15 protein-coding genes and 1 pseudogene are annotated in these 15,666 nt (G+C 39.0%); 5 read left to right on the plus strand and 11 right to left on the minus strand.

The genetic code is table 11. The annotated features are described in order from the left end of the window. Positions 1–249: 249 nt before the first annotated feature. Entirely contained in the window at positions 250–1,509 is a 1,260-nt protein-coding gene (locus M72_RS04530; protein ID WP_055067350.1) for an ATP-binding protein, read from the minus strand. A 243-nt stretch (positions 1,510–1,752) separates the two neighbouring features. On the opposite strand from M72_RS04530, the pseudogene M72_RS16275 reads away from it, so the two are divergent. After that, positions 1,753–1,989, plus strand: a pseudogene (locus M72_RS16275) (DUF6061 family protein). A 260-nt stretch (positions 1,990–2,249) separates the two neighbouring features. On the opposite strand, the gene M72_RS17055 reads toward M72_RS16275, so the two are convergent. From M72_RS17055 to M72_RS04555, 6 genes are all read right to left on the minus strand, one after another. Beyond that, the gene (locus M72_RS17055; RefSeq protein WP_155177687.1) at positions 2,250–2,411 is read right to left on the minus strand and encodes a hypothetical protein; all 162 of its coding nucleotides are present in this window, start codon (positions 2,409–2,411) and stop codon (positions 2,250–2,252) included. A 5-nt stretch (positions 2,412–2,416) separates the two neighbouring features. Further along, positions 2,417–4,861 carry an ABC transporter permease gene (locus tag M72_RS04535; RefSeq protein ID WP_055067351.1) on the minus strand — a complete coding sequence of 815 codons (2,445 nt, stop codon included), beginning with the start codon at positions 4,859–4,861 and terminating at the stop codon, positions 2,417–2,419. Beyond that, the gene (locus tag M72_RS04540; RefSeq protein ID WP_006426335.1) at positions 4,858–5,532 is read right to left on the minus strand and encodes an ABC transporter ATP-binding protein; all 675 of its coding nucleotides are present in this window, start codon (positions 5,530–5,532) and stop codon (positions 4,858–4,860) included. The genes M72_RS04535 and M72_RS04540 overlap by 4 nt, the downstream gene beginning before the upstream one ends. 136 nt (positions 5,533–5,668) lie before the next feature. Continuing rightward, entirely contained in the window at positions 5,669–6,934 is a 1,266-nt protein-coding gene (locus tag M72_RS04545) for a sensor histidine kinase (protein ID WP_055067352.1), read from the minus strand. Beyond that, a complete protein-coding gene (locus tag M72_RS04550) occupies positions 6,910–7,599 on the minus strand; it encodes a response regulator transcription factor (RefSeq protein WP_055067353.1) in 690 nt (229 codons plus the stop codon). Before M72_RS04550 ends, M72_RS04545 begins: the two co-directional genes overlap by 25 nt. 391 nt (positions 7,600–7,990) lie before the next feature. After that, positions 7,991–8,233: a hypothetical protein gene (locus M72_RS04555; RefSeq protein WP_055067354.1), complete on the minus strand. Its 243-nt coding sequence runs from the start codon at positions 8,231–8,233 to the stop codon at positions 7,991–7,993. A 179-nt stretch (positions 8,234–8,412) separates the two neighbouring features. On the opposite strand from M72_RS04555, the gene M72_RS04560 reads away from it, so the two are divergent. Then, a complete protein-coding gene (locus tag M72_RS04560; RefSeq protein WP_055067355.1) occupies positions 8,413–9,681 on the plus strand; it encodes an ATP-binding protein in 1,269 nt (422 codons plus the stop codon). A gap of 147 nt (positions 9,682–9,828) precedes the next feature. Here M72_RS04560 and M72_RS04565 read toward each other — a convergent pair whose 3' ends face one another. From M72_RS04565 to M72_RS17315, 3 genes are all read right to left on the minus strand, one after another. Continuing rightward, positions 9,829–10,440, minus strand: coding sequence for an HAD family hydrolase (locus tag M72_RS04565; RefSeq protein ID WP_022045797.1), 612 nt, complete (start codon positions 10,438–10,440; stop codon positions 9,829–9,831). After that, the gene (locus M72_RS04570) at positions 10,433–12,160 is read right to left on the minus strand and encodes an AAA family ATPase (protein ID WP_055067356.1); all 1,728 of its coding nucleotides are present in this window, start codon (positions 12,158–12,160) and stop codon (positions 10,433–10,435) included. Before M72_RS04570 ends, M72_RS04565 begins: the two co-directional genes overlap by 8 nt. Positions 12,161–12,237: 77 nt before the next feature. After that, complete coding sequence (locus M72_RS17315; protein ID WP_138346057.1) at positions 12,238–12,387, minus strand: virulence RhuM family protein; 150 nt, start codon at positions 12,385–12,387, stop codon at positions 12,238–12,240. Between the two features lie 199 nt (positions 12,388–12,586). On the opposite strand from M72_RS17315, the gene M72_RS04575 reads away from it, so the two are divergent. Both M72_RS04575 and M72_RS04580 read left to right on the plus strand, forming a co-directional pair. After that, positions 12,587–12,910: a rhodanese-like domain-containing protein gene (locus tag M72_RS04575; RefSeq protein WP_022045799.1), complete on the plus strand. Its 324-nt coding sequence runs from the start codon at positions 12,587–12,589 to the stop codon at positions 12,908–12,910. A gap of 19 nt (positions 12,911–12,929) precedes the next feature. Next, positions 12,930–13,853 carry a GH25 family lysozyme gene (locus tag M72_RS04580; RefSeq protein ID WP_055067357.1) on the plus strand — a complete coding sequence of 308 codons (924 nt, stop codon included), beginning with the start codon at positions 12,930–12,932 and terminating at the stop codon, positions 13,851–13,853. A gap of 21 nt (positions 13,854–13,874) precedes the next feature. On the opposite strand, the gene M72_RS04585 is transcribed toward M72_RS04580, so the two are convergent. Then, complete coding sequence (locus M72_RS04585; RefSeq protein WP_141652694.1) at positions 13,875–14,987, minus strand: hypothetical protein; 1,113 nt, start codon at positions 14,985–14,987, stop codon at positions 13,875–13,877. 221 nt (positions 14,988–15,208) lie between these two features. Between M72_RS04585 and M72_RS04590 the strand changes: the two genes are divergently transcribed. After that, complete coding sequence (locus M72_RS04590) at positions 15,209–15,532, plus strand: helix-turn-helix domain-containing protein (protein ID WP_022045802.1); 324 nt, start codon at positions 15,209–15,211, stop codon at positions 15,530–15,532. Positions 15,533–15,666: the final 134 nt, after the last annotated feature.

Genomic DNA, 15,666 nt, shown 5'->3' on the forward strand with positions numbered 1-15,666 from the left:
ATCTGCAAGGTTACTTGATAAAGTGGCAGGCAATGACTAAATAAAACTTTCCCTTATTTCCCTTACGATTATCTCATAAGGGAAAAATAAGGGAAAATACATATCGTTTCGCTAATGCACAGGCTGGAAAGCCTGTAAAATAGGGAAAGTTAGAAATACAAATTCCGGTATTTTTCCTAAGCTTTCATAGCATAAGGCGGTCTTAGTATATATGCATCTTTCACTCTTTCAAGTAATGCCCTTTACTTCCTATAGTTCCAACGAATCTGCATTCAATAAAAAATCATATACATTCATGATTAAAATTCCCTGATCATTATAAAAAGGTTTTGGTATATCAGATGTAATTACAATCTTCTTAAATGAATCATTTATTTTCAAAAAAGGGCGAATTTCCTGTGCCATTTTTGCTTCTGTCTCCAGCATATATGCTGACTGGATATAATATTTTTTAGAACCCTTATTACAGATAAAATCGACTTCCAATTGCTTTTTTACCGGTTTTGTATCCTTCCCCTTTTCAACAACAGTCAGATTGCCAACATCCACATGAAAGCCTCTCATTCTTAATTCATTGTAAATGACATTCTCCATAGAATGTGTCACTTCCAGTTGCCTGTAATGAATTCTTGAATTTCTGAGTCCCATATCCATAAAATAGTACTTCAATGGCGTACCGATATAGGATTTTCCCTTAATATCATACCTGTTCGCCTCTTCAATTAAAAAAGAATCCTCCAAATATTCAATATATTTCGTAATCGTTGTTGCTGTAATCTTCGAATTGTTTACACTTTTAAATGTCTTCTGAAGTTTGTTAGGATTCGTCAAGGCACCAATTGCGGATGCCAAAACATCAAGCAATGATTCCATTTCTCCAACGTTTCTGATTTTGTTTCGTTTCACAATATCACTGATATATGTTTCCTGAAACAGATTATCCAATAGATTCATTTTTTGCTCATCCGTCTCAGCTAATACCACCAACGGAATACCTCCATAAGTAATATATTCGTTCCATCCATCATATTTATTTCCATCATAGCAACTCATAAATTCCGAAAAGCTCAAAGGGTACATATGAACCTCATCCCCTCTACCGCCAAATTCAGTAGCTATATCTCTGGATAAAAACTTTGCATTACTTCCCGTTACAAACACATCACAATTCTTCTTATCCACTAAACCATTAAGCACACTCACGAACTCATCCAGCAACTGCACTTCATCTAAAAGAAAGTAGTATTTTTCATTATCTTGAAGTTGTTCCTTTGCCCAAGGGTAAAAGATTTTCGGATCTCGGTATTCTATATTATCAAATAAATCAAACGCCATTTCAATGATGTGTTTTTCATCCACTCCATTTTCAAGCAGATGATTTTTAAACAGGGTTCGCAATAAATATGATTTTCCACATCTTCTTATTCCTGTTACAATTTTAATCAGACCATTTCCTTCACGCTTTATAAGTTGTTCTAAATAGTAATCTCTTTTAATTTCTTTTACCATGACATTTTCTCCCAAAAGATATTTCGGTTATTGTATCCCTAAATATCTTCTATTATACCCAGCAGCATGATACTATGCAATCTTCTAAAAGATATTTCGGTTAATATTCACCAAAATATCTTCATCTTTCAGATTTTCTACTCATTCTATTCAAATTGTTTTTGTTTAAATCGATTTGAACAAAGTGTTTCCGGATTAAATTTAGCCACAATTTTATATATGGCGATCAATTTTCTTAAAGAGATGAAAACAATATTTGCAGAATACAATCCCCAACGCAATAGCATTGATGTTTATACCAGTGCAGGCTATATGCTCCGCATTGACTGTTGGGAAGCTGAAAAAAATTTGAAAACCACACCCTGTTCAGACTGAGCATTAAATGCTCTTGCTATTGATGAGCCACTTGAATATGCAAGGCTGTATCTTGATGGGACGGTGCAGATGTGGGTAGATGCAGAAGATTCTTTTTATCTGTGATGATTAAGCTGTCACTCCCAGTATCTCAGAAAGTGACAGTTCCTTTATCTATCCAAATATAATTTGGTTTTCGAGCTTCTCTATGGAAAAATCAAAAGAGCTAATACTATAATTTTTTCCCGCAATTTGGACAATGCTTTACATTTAATGGTCTCCATGGAATCATGACACCGCATTCTGGGCATCTGTAAAATATAACTCTTACTAAAAATCCAATAATAATAATAATTACAATTCCCAAAATTGTACCAACATTAATTTCAGATTGAAAACATATTACTTGATGTCGGAGTTGCATACACACGCATTATATCATATTTTTTTCCGCCTGTTGAATAAGTGCTATACACCGTTTCAAAAGTTGCACCACTACGGGAGATTTGTGTATTTTCTTCTCCTGTTAAAATATTTAGTTCATCCAAGCTTATCATCCCTGATACCTTATTCTTTCAACCAGCGTTTCCTTTTTCAGATTACTGCTTAAAACGCAGGAAAGTACAATCTGTAACAGACCGACCAAAAAAATCATAATAAAAATTGGTACGATTGGAACATGATAGATATTCATTCCAAATATTCCATTATGTTTTGCATAGGAAAAAAGTGCATAGCCGAGCGGCAGACCAATGATCAAAGCTACGCATATGGTACCAACCGTAAAAATCAGTCCCTGTAACTGCAGGCATAAATTTAATTGTTTATTTGTCATACCCACAGCCTGTAATACACCATATTCCTGCTTTTTTGTCGTAATATTCATGATCATGGTGTTTGCCATATTCATAAAACCGATGAGTCCTACAACCGCTATAAACAGATAACAGCCGAGCTTCATCATGCGGGCTGCGACTTCTGCATTTTGTAACTGCGCATGATAGGTATCCATTTTTATATGTGAAGATTTAGAAATCAAAGTATTCAGACTTTGTTCCACAGATGCCACATCTTTTTTATCACAGTCCACCCACAGATAGCCATAGGCTGTTCCCCTCGGATTCATGGAACGGTATACACCTTCCGGAATGACAAGATAAGTGCCCGCACTTACAAAGGATCCCGCAATCTTTCCCTGATAGGTATAGGTTCCACTTCCATTCTCAAAGTCAAATGCAATGGATTCACCCGGAGCATATCCATCTTCTTCCATCCACATCAACCAACCAAAGAAAATTTCACCATTCTTTACCGCCTGATCATAGTCCATAGAGCCAATATCCCCGTCCTGGCGCATAAAATCAAAATCATTTTTACTCACAATAGCAGCCGGAAATCTTGTTCCGTTCAGATTTACAGAGACAATCTCTCTCGTCATGACATCTGTCACGCCCGGAATGCTTTTGATTTCTTCAATCAGCGAATCATTCAATGGATCATCCGTCAGAATCGTATCCAGATTATTCTCCGGATATCTTTCATCGTACTCAGCAGAATAGTCAAGCTGCAGTTCAAATTGTCCATGATTAACGGAAAAACGTGCTTCATGCTCCGTATCAATATTTCCTACATAATTAGAGATAATCACAAACAATGCGCAGGAAAGCCCCAGTGTGAGGATGGTACCAATGGTTCTTTTTGGATTACCCGTTATATTTGCCATTGCCATAGAAAACACGGTGACATTTTTTCTGCCATTTCGTTTTCCTTTTTTGTGTGTTTCTGCATTTTCTAAATACCGTGTTGCTTCGATAGGTGAAATCCGTGAAACAATTTTCATTGGTTTGCGCAGTGCCAAAGCAACGGTAAGAAATGACACGAAAATACAGAGAAGTATAACAGGCAGGGAAAACAGTGGCACCTGCTGATTTTGGACTCCCATAGAGCCCATTCCGGTTGATACAAGGTTTCCCTGTTCTACCAGCCAGTTAAAACCGCATTTTGCAATCAGAAAACCAAGAAGCAATCCAACCGGTATTGAAAAAATTGTCAAAAAAATGCCCTCTCTGAAGATCAGTTGTTTCATCTGCTTTTTTGTCGCTCCCAGAGCCTTGATTTTTCCATACTCCTGTATCTTGTTGACAATACCGACCTGAAAAATATTATAAATAACCACAACAGAGAAAAGTACAATTGCAAGAATCAGAATTCCACATACCGCAATCGTTTCATAACTCGGCTGCAAGACCCATTGCAGATAGAGATCATTGACTATAACGTTTTTTTCTTCGATCCCACAAGCTGCTGCAATCTGCTTTATAACCGGTTCAATATTATTCATAGATACATTTGCAGAATCATTTAAAGTAAAATAAATATTATACTGTCTGTCATTCTCTGCGACGTGCTCATCATAAAACTCCTGTGACCCGAAAGCAACATAAGATGCCTCGATGGTATACTCATCCCGGTCATATAGGATTCCGCTGACAACAAACTCTTCCGGCTTATATTCTGACCGCATCCCTGCACGGTAATCCAGTGTAACCGTATCTCCGACCTTTACATCATCATATCCCATTGCACGAAAAAAAGCTCTTCCGGCGGCAATTTCCTGCATTTTTTCCGGATACTTTCCTTCCTTTAACTCATATTCCTTATTATAGGGAAGCATTTTTCTTGCAGTCTCATCCATGCAGACAAACCCGCCGTTTTCATTGCCTTTTATGATGCCTTCTGTACACATAATTCCTATTGCATCTATTTCTGCACGGCGGCTTACTTCCTTTAACTGCGAGGCATCTGCTGCGACAAACAAACCATAATTGCTTCCATATGAGCCTGCCGCCTGACTTTTCTGTAAACGGATCATTCCATTTCCCACAGTACTGATAATCACAAGCAGCATCGTGGTCAAACATATGGACATCATAATCAGTATACTTCTTGTCTTGTTCTTTTTGTCATTGCTATATGCAATCCTGCTTATTGTCTTCATCTAAAATCCACCACCTGTCCATCCTCAATCACCAGAATACGATCAGCGACCTGTGCAATTTCGTCATCATGGGTAATCATTACAATTGTCTGTCCATATTTTTTTGCTGTCATCTTAAGCAGGGCGATTACCTCATCACTGGTCTTGGAATCAAGATTTCCTGTCGGCTCATCTGCAAATATAATTTCCGGACGATTCACCAGTGCTCTTGCAATTGCTACTCTCTGCTGCTGTCCTCCGGATAACTGATTTGGCAGATTATAAATCCGGTTTTCAATCCCCAGAGTTGCAATGATATCATTTACATACGCTTCATCCACTTTTCTTCCATCCAGCCCCAGTGGCAGTACAATATTTTCCCAGACATTAACAGATGAAACCAGATTAAATGCCTGAAAAACAAATCCGATTTTTCTTCTGCGGAAAACAGCAAGGGCATCTTCCTTCATCCTGTATAAATCTTTCCCGGCTAAAGTAACACTGCCTTTTGTAGGGGTGTCAAGCCCTCCAAGCATATGAAGTAATGTACTTTTACCAGAACCTGACTTTCCGACAATTGCGACAAATTCTCCCTGCTCAATCTGAATATCCACCTGATTAACCGCTTTGACCTGATTCTCACCTGCGCCATAAAACTTACAAAGCTGCTTGGTTTCTAATATCACACTCATGTGTTGCCTCCTTTTTCATTCTGTAAAGTGTACCTTTTCAACCTACATCCAAATTGTATCAGGATAATCTTTCATTTCACTTTCAAAAAACGAGCAGAAGTCTTACAGAATTGTAAGATTTCTGCCCACTTAAAATTTAACCAACATATGGTAATTGAATCACAAACGTGCTTCCTTTTTTCTTTTTGCCGAAGGTTACCATGATTGTACCTCCGTGTTTTTCGATAATTTCTCTCGATAGAAAAAGTCCGATTCCTGTACCACTCTTTTCCATGACCTTCCTGGAACTTCCTCTGTAAAATCGTTGAAAAATTTTGTGATACTCATTCTGCGGAATACCAATTCCCTGATCCTCAATTTCCATTCTTACAAGATCGTTTCTTTTTTGTAACCGGATAAATATTTTTGAACCATCCGGGCTGTACTTGATTGCATTATCCAGAACGTTGATCACAGCTTCACCAAGCCATCTTTTATCCTGCATAACCATGCATGTTTCCAGCTCTTTTGCATAGTCAAAAACGAATTCCATTTCTTTCTCATCCGCTTTTGGATAAGTACAGTTCACAGCAGATATGACAGTATCCATAAGCGGAAGTTTTTTCTTATTAATCTGAATCAGTCCAGTTTCCATCTTGGATATTTCAAGAAGCGACTGCAATAATGTCTCCAGTCCATCCAGAGCACTCCGACAACGGATACGAAACTCCTCCTGTTCTGTGGCACTTAAGTCATTCTGCATCAGCACACTAAAACATGTATCCAAAGCTGCAACCGGTGTCTTTAACTGGTGAGAGATATCAGAAACCATTTCTTTCGTGCTCTCTTTTTCTTCCCGTGCTTCTTCCTTTAGCAACTGAATATGATGTCCGATTGCTTCAAGCTGGTCATTCAATTTTTCCAGTTCTGCATGATTTTCCGTTTTCAGTAAATCATCAAATTTATTTTCACGGAATCTGATCAGAATTTCTTCCAACTGGTCTAAAATTTTCTGATGACACGCATCTTCTTTTTTCTTCCAATAAAGTAAAAAAGTCAAAAGAAGCACGCATATCACAGTGCTTACAGCACCAGTCACCATAACCTGATGCCGGAATTGCATATAAAATGCATTCCCTTTATTTCCCCAGTATCCATATTGCTCCAATAATTGCCTTCCCTGTTCGTTGGTTTCAATATCCTTATCCTTAAGCAATTCCGAAACAGCATCCAGCCCGGAAAATTCTTCCTTTGCAGCAATCTCTGTCATAAGATTCATTTTATATTTATAATCTTCATAAAACACATATGTGGTAAAGCAATTTAATATTGCAAACAATACTATGACAGGCAAAACCAAGGAGATCGCTACTGTGATCTTCTTGCGATATCTTTTTGTCACTGCCTTACCTCCTGATTCCATATATACCCAAGACCTCTGATATTCTTTATATAGACCGGTGCAGCCGGATTGTCTTCAATTTTCTCACGGAGTCTTCTGATATTGACAGCGATTGTATTTTCATCCACAAAATCCCCTTCCAGATCAAACACATTTTCCAATATTTGTGTTTTTGAAAGAATCTTTTTCGGATTCTGCAGAAAAAAAGTCAGCATTTTCAACTCCGTTTTTGTCAGACTGATTTCACGACTCTTTATCAGGACTTTCATTTCTCCTGCGATAAATACGATATCTCCCGAAATCATCTTTCCGGCTTCCGTTTTCTCCTGTCTGCGGCGGAAATGTGCTTCTATTTTCAAAAGAAGTACCGAAAGACTAAACGGCTTTGTAATATAATCATCTGCACCTGCTTCATATCCCATAACCTGATCCATCTCCTGATCTAGTGCTGTAAGACAAATAATGTATGTATTATAATTGCATCTCATCCACCTTACAAATTCCAGTCCATTCCCATCCGGAAGATTCACATCACAAATGGTAACATCCACATTATTATCACTTGCAATTCTTTTCGCTTTTTTCACTGATTCTGCTGAAAAAACCTCATATCCGGATTTTTTCAGTGAAAATGTAATTCCACGATTTAAATTTTCATCATCTTCAACCACGAGTATATCTGGCATAGCATATGCACCTCTCTTCTAACATCTCATAAATTGTGATTCTGTCATCCCTACAAACAAGAATTGAGATTTCACCTGTTTTAAGAAATTTAATAACTGTTATATTTTGTTATTAAATTCTCCGCAATCCCTTGAAAACACTGGATTTATCGCAGGTGAGTTTTTTCTTAGACTTTCCCTTATGTTATATCTTCCCATATGGATTTACGAACTCTGATAAGGGAAAAACAAGGGAAAGAAAATTCTCTAAACAGTATAACACAAAATGAAAACGACATGGTGAACTGATTGAAATGCTTCTACTCATATCTCCATTTACATTTTATTATTTCTACAATTTAGAAATTCGCACTATTATTTGTAAATGGAGATTGATTCATCTAAAATTATTTTATTGTCGACTGTATTTTACTGCTTTCACGACTGTTTCAATGCCATTAATTGTTAATGCCAAAATGATGATTGAGAGAAATACCTTATTAAAATGTATAAAAACATGTGAAATAACTTCTGCATCCGTTCCAAATAACTGCTCAATACCATCAAAAAATCCACTATTCATAATCCTATCATTTAACAGCCAAATGCTTGTTAATGCTCCATCAATAATATTGGTGATAATGGTAACAAGCATCACCCTTCTTCCGGATTATCTGACAAGCCAATCGGCTCCCTGTTATAATACCCATAAATACGCATATACTATCTATATCTCTATACGCATTGAATAAGACAACTTGTTTATAATAATGTCTTGTGTACAAGACAATATTGATATATAATTATCTCATATAGAAAGAGGTGACATATATTATGAATCGAGATACTTTAAAACAAATCATGATTGATCAAAAAGATATTTATCTCAACAATCCATTAATAACAAGACAATATTTTCTAGAAGCCAATGTCAACTATTGCTTTGTTGGTATCAGAAGAACCGGAAAGTCATATATGATGTATCAACAAATAAAACAATTAGAAGCCGATGGAATTCCCCTATCCCAAATTATTTATGTAAATTTTGAAGATGAGCGTCTTTTGGAAATGACTGCTGAAGATTTAAATCTCATTTTAGAAATTGGATTAGAAATATCCGAAACTGATATCAAGCCATATTTATTTTTAGACGAGATTCAAAATATTAACGGGTGGGAGAAGTTCGTTCGCAGAATTGCAGATATGAAGTATCGAATCAATATTACCGGCAGTAATAGTAAAATGCTAAGCAGCGAAATAGCTTCCACTTTAGGCGGGCGTTTTGTTATTATGAATATTTATCCATATTCTTTCTCTGAATATCTTATTGCAAATAATATGACAAAGAATTACCTGGATGTTATTAGCACCAAAGACAGGGCAGATGTCCAAAATCAATATAACAAATATGTAACCTATGGAGCATTTCCAGAATTAGTTGAGATAAGAAATAAACGAGCTTTTTTAAACAGCATCTATCAAACTGTGTATCTCGGTGATATTATAACCAGAAATAAAATCACCAATGATTTTGCAATAAGGCTAATCCTAAAGAAAATTGCAGAATCTGTCACAAAACCTTTATCGTATAACCGACTGACTAATATATTAAAAAGTAGTGGAATGTCTATCGGTAAACAAACCGTAATAAACTATGTCAGCTATATGACAGACTCCTACCTGCTCTTTACTCTGCAAAACTATGCCGCCAAACTTGTAGAAAAAGAGACTTCTCCTAAGTATTACTTTATGGATACCGGACTTCTAGGACTTATGCTGCTAGACTGCAAATCTGCTCAGCTGGAAAATCTTGTTGCAATCGAACTGATACGACGTTATGGTACCGAAAATGTCTATTTCTTTGAGAATAATGTAGAAATTGACTTTTATATACCATTAGACAATCTTGCTATTCAGGTCAGTATGCAGGTTCTGGATAACATAGATACAAGAGAACGTGAAACCAGAGCCTTTGTGAAGCTAAATAATTTTATCTCCAACGCCAAATGTATTCTCATTACTAATAGCGAAGAGGCGGTGATTGATTGCGATGGGATCAATATTGAGGTAATTCCTATTTGGAAATGGTTGTTGGATAACTAATCGAGTAGGAGGCGGTGATTAACCGCCGTCCTCTCACAGCACCGTACGTACCGTTCGGTATACGGTGCTTTCAATAGTTGACGTGCACGGACTGGTAAGCTGTGGCTAAACATCTTCATTTTAACCTTACTCCTTTACAATACTGTTTTATTTCTCAGACAGCATCCTCTCCAGCTTTTTCTTTCCGGTCTCATAGTCTGTAAACACTATTCCCTCCATGCCAAGCTTTCTGCCACCCTCGATATTCTCCAGTCTGTCATCTATGAACACACATTCTTCCGGATTCAGATTATATTTATCAAACAGACACTGATAGATACCGGCATCAGGCTTTATCATCCCAACCATAGCTGAAATGACTTTGCCGTCAACAAGTGACACAAAACTAAGTTCACTGTGTGTATGAAGTTCGAAATATTCCTTTGGATAATTCGATAACAAATACACTTTATAGCCTCTGTTCTTTAACTCCTTAATCCAGTCTGCTGCATAGTCGGATGCCTTTACAACAAAAGCCTTTCCCTCTTTGAAAAATCTCCTGATATCCGCCTCATACTGTGGAGCCACCTTAACCATCTCATCAATTATCTCGTTCTCAGGAATTACACCACGGTCCAGCTCAACCCAGACAGGGTTTTCATATGTTGCATGGGCTAAAGCTGCTATTTTATTTTCTTCAATGCCAATCTCACGCATTGCCTCGTCCGGCTGGAACCTGACAAGCACGTTTCCTATATCAAATATTATGTTTTTAATCATTTATTTTTTCTCCTACAACCCTGCACCTCTTCCTGCAAAAAGCAATACCATATGCTAAAATATCGCACCTGCCCTCATCGCGCAGAGCCTCATCATACCTCTTCTCCTTAATCTGCGCCATAGCAGCCTCACACGCTGCATCAAGGCTTATCATCTCTTTTGCATATTTCACTTCAATAACGATACCTGCATCCGGGTCCTCCGGCTTGATTAAAATATCACTGAAACCGTCTCCCGACTCACGATTTGACTTAATAAGCCAGCCCGGATTGCTTCCGCGAAGCAGACCGAGGAGCAGACCGTGATAGAAGTTCTCCTTCATATCATCAGAAGCCTTGGTATCAAGTATACTTATCATGCGGCTCATCACGATGTTAAGCTGTCTTGCAATCTGCTTCTCATCTTTATCAAGGATGGCTCTGGATAAAAGCTTCATGGTATCATCATCTTTTGCGACAACAACCTTGAACCACTCCTGAATCTGGAGAACAAACACTTCACGCACCTCTTTATTTGGAATCACCAGCTTGTAGGCATAGCTCTCGCTGTCAGGCAGCCTGACCTCACCAGCCTTAGTCAGGTAGCCTGTTGTAAAAAGTACACTCCACAGATTGTCTATAGTATTGTCAATCTCATCATAGGTCAAGTCAAGGCGGAGCTGTTTCTCAACAAAACCACCAGCCACGAGCTTTTCTATCTCATCTCTCGTAGTCTGGTCCGCCTTGTCCACAAAGCGCTTCACCATGTCATTGCCACTGCTGTTAATCCAGAATGCACTCGGCCTGGCTGATGGGTCCCAAACCAGCTTCTTGGCAAAATTGATTACATCCCACGGACAATAAATGTCGGTATTACCGAAATGATAGCCATCATACCACTCCTTTACATCAGGGTATCGCTCAGACCTGTCATAATCTAAAAGCAGCTTCCTGACCTCATCATCAGTAAAACCAAACTGTTCATCATGCGCGATATCTACAATGGAATTGATTTCAAAATTGTTGAGACCTGTAAAAATACTCTCCTTGGATACACGTAGACAGCCTGTAAGTACGGCAAACTGTAGAAACTCATTAGTCTTGAGTGCCTGTCCAAAGAGCCCTCTGATGAGTGAAACCATCTCTTTATAGTAACCATTCTGGAATGCCTTATCCAGAGGTACATCATATTCATCAATTAATATTACAGTCTTTTGTCCAAAATGCTTATATAATAATTGAGATAAAATCTGCAGACTCGATACAAGCACTTTTTCATCCATTGCATTCGTTCCATCCTTCAATGCAATAATCGCCTTGTAGCGCTTTTTTTCATTTTCTGACAAATATTCACTATCTTCTAAAAAGCCGAATCTTTCTGCCTCTATTCCAATGAGCTCAGTAATACGATATCTAGCATCCTCATATTTCAATCCCTCCACGCTCTTTAATGACAGAAATATAACAGGATATTTTCCCATATGTTCTTCGCAAAGTGCCTTATTTTGCGCAATATATAAGCCATCAAACAATGACTCATCCGCACCGGTTTCAAAAAAGGCTTTAAGCATACTCATGTTCAGAGTTTTACCGAAACGACGTGGCCTCGTAAAAAGAGTGACCTCTCCACCAGTTTCAACCAATTGCTCTATGAGCTTTGTCTTGTCAATATAATAAAATTTATTCCTTCTGATTTTTTCAAAACTATCAATTCCTACCGGCAGTTTTAAAGTGCATGCCATATGAACCTCCACAAAACGTATCAATCCGCTATACTTAGCTATAGTATAGCGGATTGATGGGCAAATTACAATTATTATTACCGTTGCGGCTTTTCCGTATTAATACCAAACTTGCTTGAAATCGTCGGAGAGACAGGGATTGACAATAAATCTTCCTGATATGCTTTCTCCACTGCCTGTTTATGGGAAATACGTTCATTATCTTTCAAAATATCCTGTAACAGCACGTTCCAACTGACGAATCTGTTTTTCGTCCTTTCCGTTTTATTCCAGATAGGCGGTTGTGTTGATAAATTATTATATCTCCTAAAATTATCCTTTAAAACGGGAAACACAGGCTGTGCCCACCGTTATTTTTCTTGCAATCTTTACCAAATAGGGTATAATAATCTGAATAGTTGCATCTTTTATTAAGGGGGTTTTACAATGTTAAGCATTTTTATGAAAAAACTGACCGTCAACGAGGCCAAAAATAAAGTAACCACATCCGATAACGCAGTCCTCATTGACTGCCGTCCCAAAGAAGATTATGCGCACGGACATGTAGCCGGTGCCATCAATTTTCCAATCGAAAAAATCACGGAAGAACGTGTCTGCCGCCGGCTTCCGGACAAAACAACCGGACTGTATATTATCGGAAGTTATTACCACAAACCAAACGTTGCCATGAAGAAATTTAAAAAACTCGGTTACAAAAATCTTCACTTCAGCGGATTTATGGAAGAACATCACGGCATGCTGACACGTTAAGATAAACAGGAGACATAAAATGATAAAAACAAATGGATTTCGTGTTCTGGCGATGGTAATGACAACTCTATGGATGGTTACAATAATCCCGGTTACCGTTGTGCAGGCAGCAGACTTTCGTGGACAGGGATTTGATTTATCAAGCTATAATGGAACCGTATACTGGGAACAGGTTGCAGAAGCAGACATGGATTTTGTAATGATCCGTACCGGAGAGGGCCGGGCACCGGATGTTGATACCCAGTTTGCGGCAAATTATGATGGTGCTGTTGCTGCCGGGCTGAAAGTCGGTGTGTATCATGTGTGCTGCGTGCGGACTCCGAAAGAAGCCGTGGAAGAAGCAGAGTATTGTCTGGAGATTCTTGATGGAAGGGATCTGGATTATCCGGTTGCCTATGACATGGAGCGCAAGGGCACCTTTGCAGGTGGCAGGGAAAATACGACTGCGATTGCAAAGGCCTTTTGTGACACGATCGCCGATGCCGGTTACGTGCCGATGATTTATTCTTCCGCTTCCTTCCTGAACGAAAACTTTGACTGGAAAAAGTTGAAAAACTGTAAAGTCTGGGTTGCATCTTACAGTGATACCAGACCAAAGCTGCCGGTATCTGCAGACTTATGGCAGTATACAAAGAAAGGTTCACTGGAAGGTGCCAACACCGACAAAGGATATTGTGATCTGGTCTATTCCTATATGGAAGCAACAAGTATTAAGTTCACGAAACCCACACTTACCATGAAAAAAAATACGACCGCGCAGGCAACGGTCAAAATAAAACCGAATGGCTGCACGGATCGCAAATCTTTTACGTCTTCTAACCCAAAGGTTGTTGCGGTCAATAAAAAGACCGGTAAGCTGACCGCCAAAAAAGCAGGTAAGGCCACGATTACGGTAACAACCGGAAGTGGCAGGAAAGCGAAAATGAAGGTTGTTGTGAAGTAAATATGCCTGATTGCCCGTGTATCAAATGTGCGGATCATCCGGATCTTCTTCCTCGGATTCTGTCGGCAGTGTTTCGTTCCCCACAGTCTCTTTTGGCAGTGCTTCGTCCACCACAGTATCTTTCCGCAGTGCTTCGTCCACTACAGCCTCTTCCGGCAGTGTCTCATCCCCTGCAGCCGCATCCGGCAACGTCTCGTCGGATACCACTTCATCCACAATATCCTCACTCTTTCGGAACCGCTCCAGAAACTGTTGTTTCCATGTTTCCCATTTCTGCAGTCTCTTCCCCTGTTTTTCTAAGCGCACTTCCTGTTTCTGTTGGATTTTCAACAGTTTTTCGGACTCTTTTTTCTGCAGACGGTCCTGTCGCAGTTCCTCTTTTATCTGCTGCTTCTGATTCTTTTTCACCTGTTTCTTTGCAGACCGCTCGATACTGCGAATCATGCTTTTGGCATCTCCCACCCTGCGGCGTGCACTGCGGTACGGATCGTATAAAAAGTAAGAAGCCGTTGTCAGTGCAAGCAGGAAAAGTCCGACAGCCAGACAATAGGGCAGTGCACGTTCGTAATAAGAATAGTGCAGTTCACAACCAATAAACAGGATCAGCATCCCCGGAAAAATCAACGCAGAAAACACATCACAGACAAACTGCCAGAACTTCGGGCACTGTTTTTTATGTACCAGAATGGCTGCCTGTACTCCGGTAAAAAACATAAGTACAAGGCATGTCTGGGAAGCGATGCCATGCAGATACCCGGCAAACACACACAACGCAAGCGAAAAGAAAACCATTGCCAGCGCATAGCCCCTGCGGTACGCATAGCCGTATTCCCGCATGCCCTCCCGTTTGTCTGCGCTCAGGTCATGCATTTCATACACGCGGTCGTCCACACGCGCTTTCATATCTTCCCGGTATCTCCGCCCCTCTTTTGCATGCGCCATATTCTGATCCATGTCTTCGTCGAGTTCCTGCAGCATCTGCTGCTCCCGCAGGATCTGCTGCAAAAGCTGATCTTCCTGCGCCCGGCGTTTTTCCAGTTCCTCCCGGATCCATGCCGCTTTCTGTATCTGAAGACTGTTTTTCGTCAGGGATTCCTCTTCTATCTGCTGTTCTCTTTCGATCTGATCACTCATGGTATTGTCCACCTTTCTTTTTCCATCATAAATGGAATACATTTATTTGTAAAGTTTTGTTCCAGTATTTCATATATTACAGAACTTTTCTTCTCTTAATGTTGTAAATATTCCATGTATTACAGAACTTTTCTTTCATTTTTTGTTTTAATTTCCCTGTTTTTTGATATGCTAATGCATTAGAAAGATACTTTATAAAATACAAATTAGCAGGGAACTCTATGCATATAAATCTAAATGCCATGGGCACACGCATGAAAAGACGCAGAAAAGAATTAAAAATGAGTCAGGCAGAACTGGCAGAAAAAGTAAATGTTTCCAACAATCATATTTCTTCGATTGAAACCGGAAAACAGATTCCAAGCCTGACAACATTTGTAAAAATCTGTGAGCAGCTGGATACCACTCCCGATTTTCTTTTACTGGGAAGCCTGCACACGGACAATCTCCCGAAAAATATTTATGATTCTCTTGCCTTGTGCAACAAAAAAGACCTTCCATTGATTCAGGATATTGTAGAGAATTTCGTTTCCAAGCGGGAGTAATAATTAAGGACTTTGCATGATGCAAAGCCCTCTTGTGTTTCCCTTTCTAAAGGATAATTCTAGGACACATAAAGTGTGGTAATTTTATGGGTGGATTGCTATGTATGGCAGTCCACCTTTCTAAGAATCTTCGG

Source organism: Roseburia faecis (assembly GCF_001406815.1).
Taxonomy (GTDB): Bacteria; Bacillota; Clostridia; order Lachnospirales; family Lachnospiraceae; genus Roseburia; species Roseburia faecis.

Excerpts from the sequence above, each read along its gene's own strand:
- M72_RS04530 (WP_055067350.1), bottom strand. The coding sequence starts at position 1,509 with ATGGTAAAAGAAATTAAAAGAGATTACTATTTAGAACAACTTATAAAG.
- M72_RS04535 (WP_055067351.1), bottom strand. The coding sequence starts at position 4,861 with ATGAAGACAATAAGCAGGATTGCATATAGCAATGACAAAAAGAACAAG.
- M72_RS04540 (WP_006426335.1), bottom strand. The coding sequence starts at position 5,532 with ATGAGTGTGATATTAGAAACCAAGCAGCTTTGTAAGTTTTATGGCGCA.
- M72_RS04545 (WP_055067352.1), bottom strand. The coding sequence starts at position 6,934 with ATGGAATCAGGAGGTAAGGCAGTGACAAAAAGATATCGCAAGAAGATC.
- M72_RS04550 (WP_055067353.1), bottom strand. The coding sequence starts at position 7,599 with ATGCCAGATATACTCGTGGTTGAAGATGATGAAAATTTAAATCGTGGA.
- M72_RS04555 (WP_055067354.1), bottom strand. The coding sequence starts at position 8,233 with ATGCTTGTTACCATTATCACCAATATTATTGATGGAGCATTAACAAGC.
- M72_RS04560 (WP_055067355.1), top strand. The coding sequence starts at position 8,413 with ATGAATCGAGATACTTTAAAACAAATCATGATTGATCAAAAAGATATT.
- M72_RS04565 (WP_022045797.1), bottom strand. The coding sequence starts at position 10,440 with ATGATTAAAAACATAATATTTGATATAGGAAACGTGCTTGTCAGGTTC.
- M72_RS04570 (WP_055067356.1), bottom strand. The coding sequence starts at position 12,160 with ATGGCATGCACTTTAAAACTGCCGGTAGGAATTGATAGTTTTGAAAAA.
- M72_RS04575 (WP_022045799.1), top strand. The coding sequence starts at position 12,587 with ATGTTAAGCATTTTTATGAAAAAACTGACCGTCAACGAGGCCAAAAAT.
- M72_RS04580 (WP_055067357.1), top strand. The coding sequence starts at position 12,930 with ATGATAAAAACAAATGGATTTCGTGTTCTGGCGATGGTAATGACAACT.
- M72_RS04585 (WP_141652694.1), bottom strand. The coding sequence starts at position 14,987 with ATGAGTGATCAGATCGAAAGAGAACAGCAGATAGAAGAGGAATCCCTG.
- M72_RS04590 (WP_022045802.1), top strand. The coding sequence starts at position 15,209 with ATGCATATAAATCTAAATGCCATGGGCACACGCATGAAAAGACGCAGA.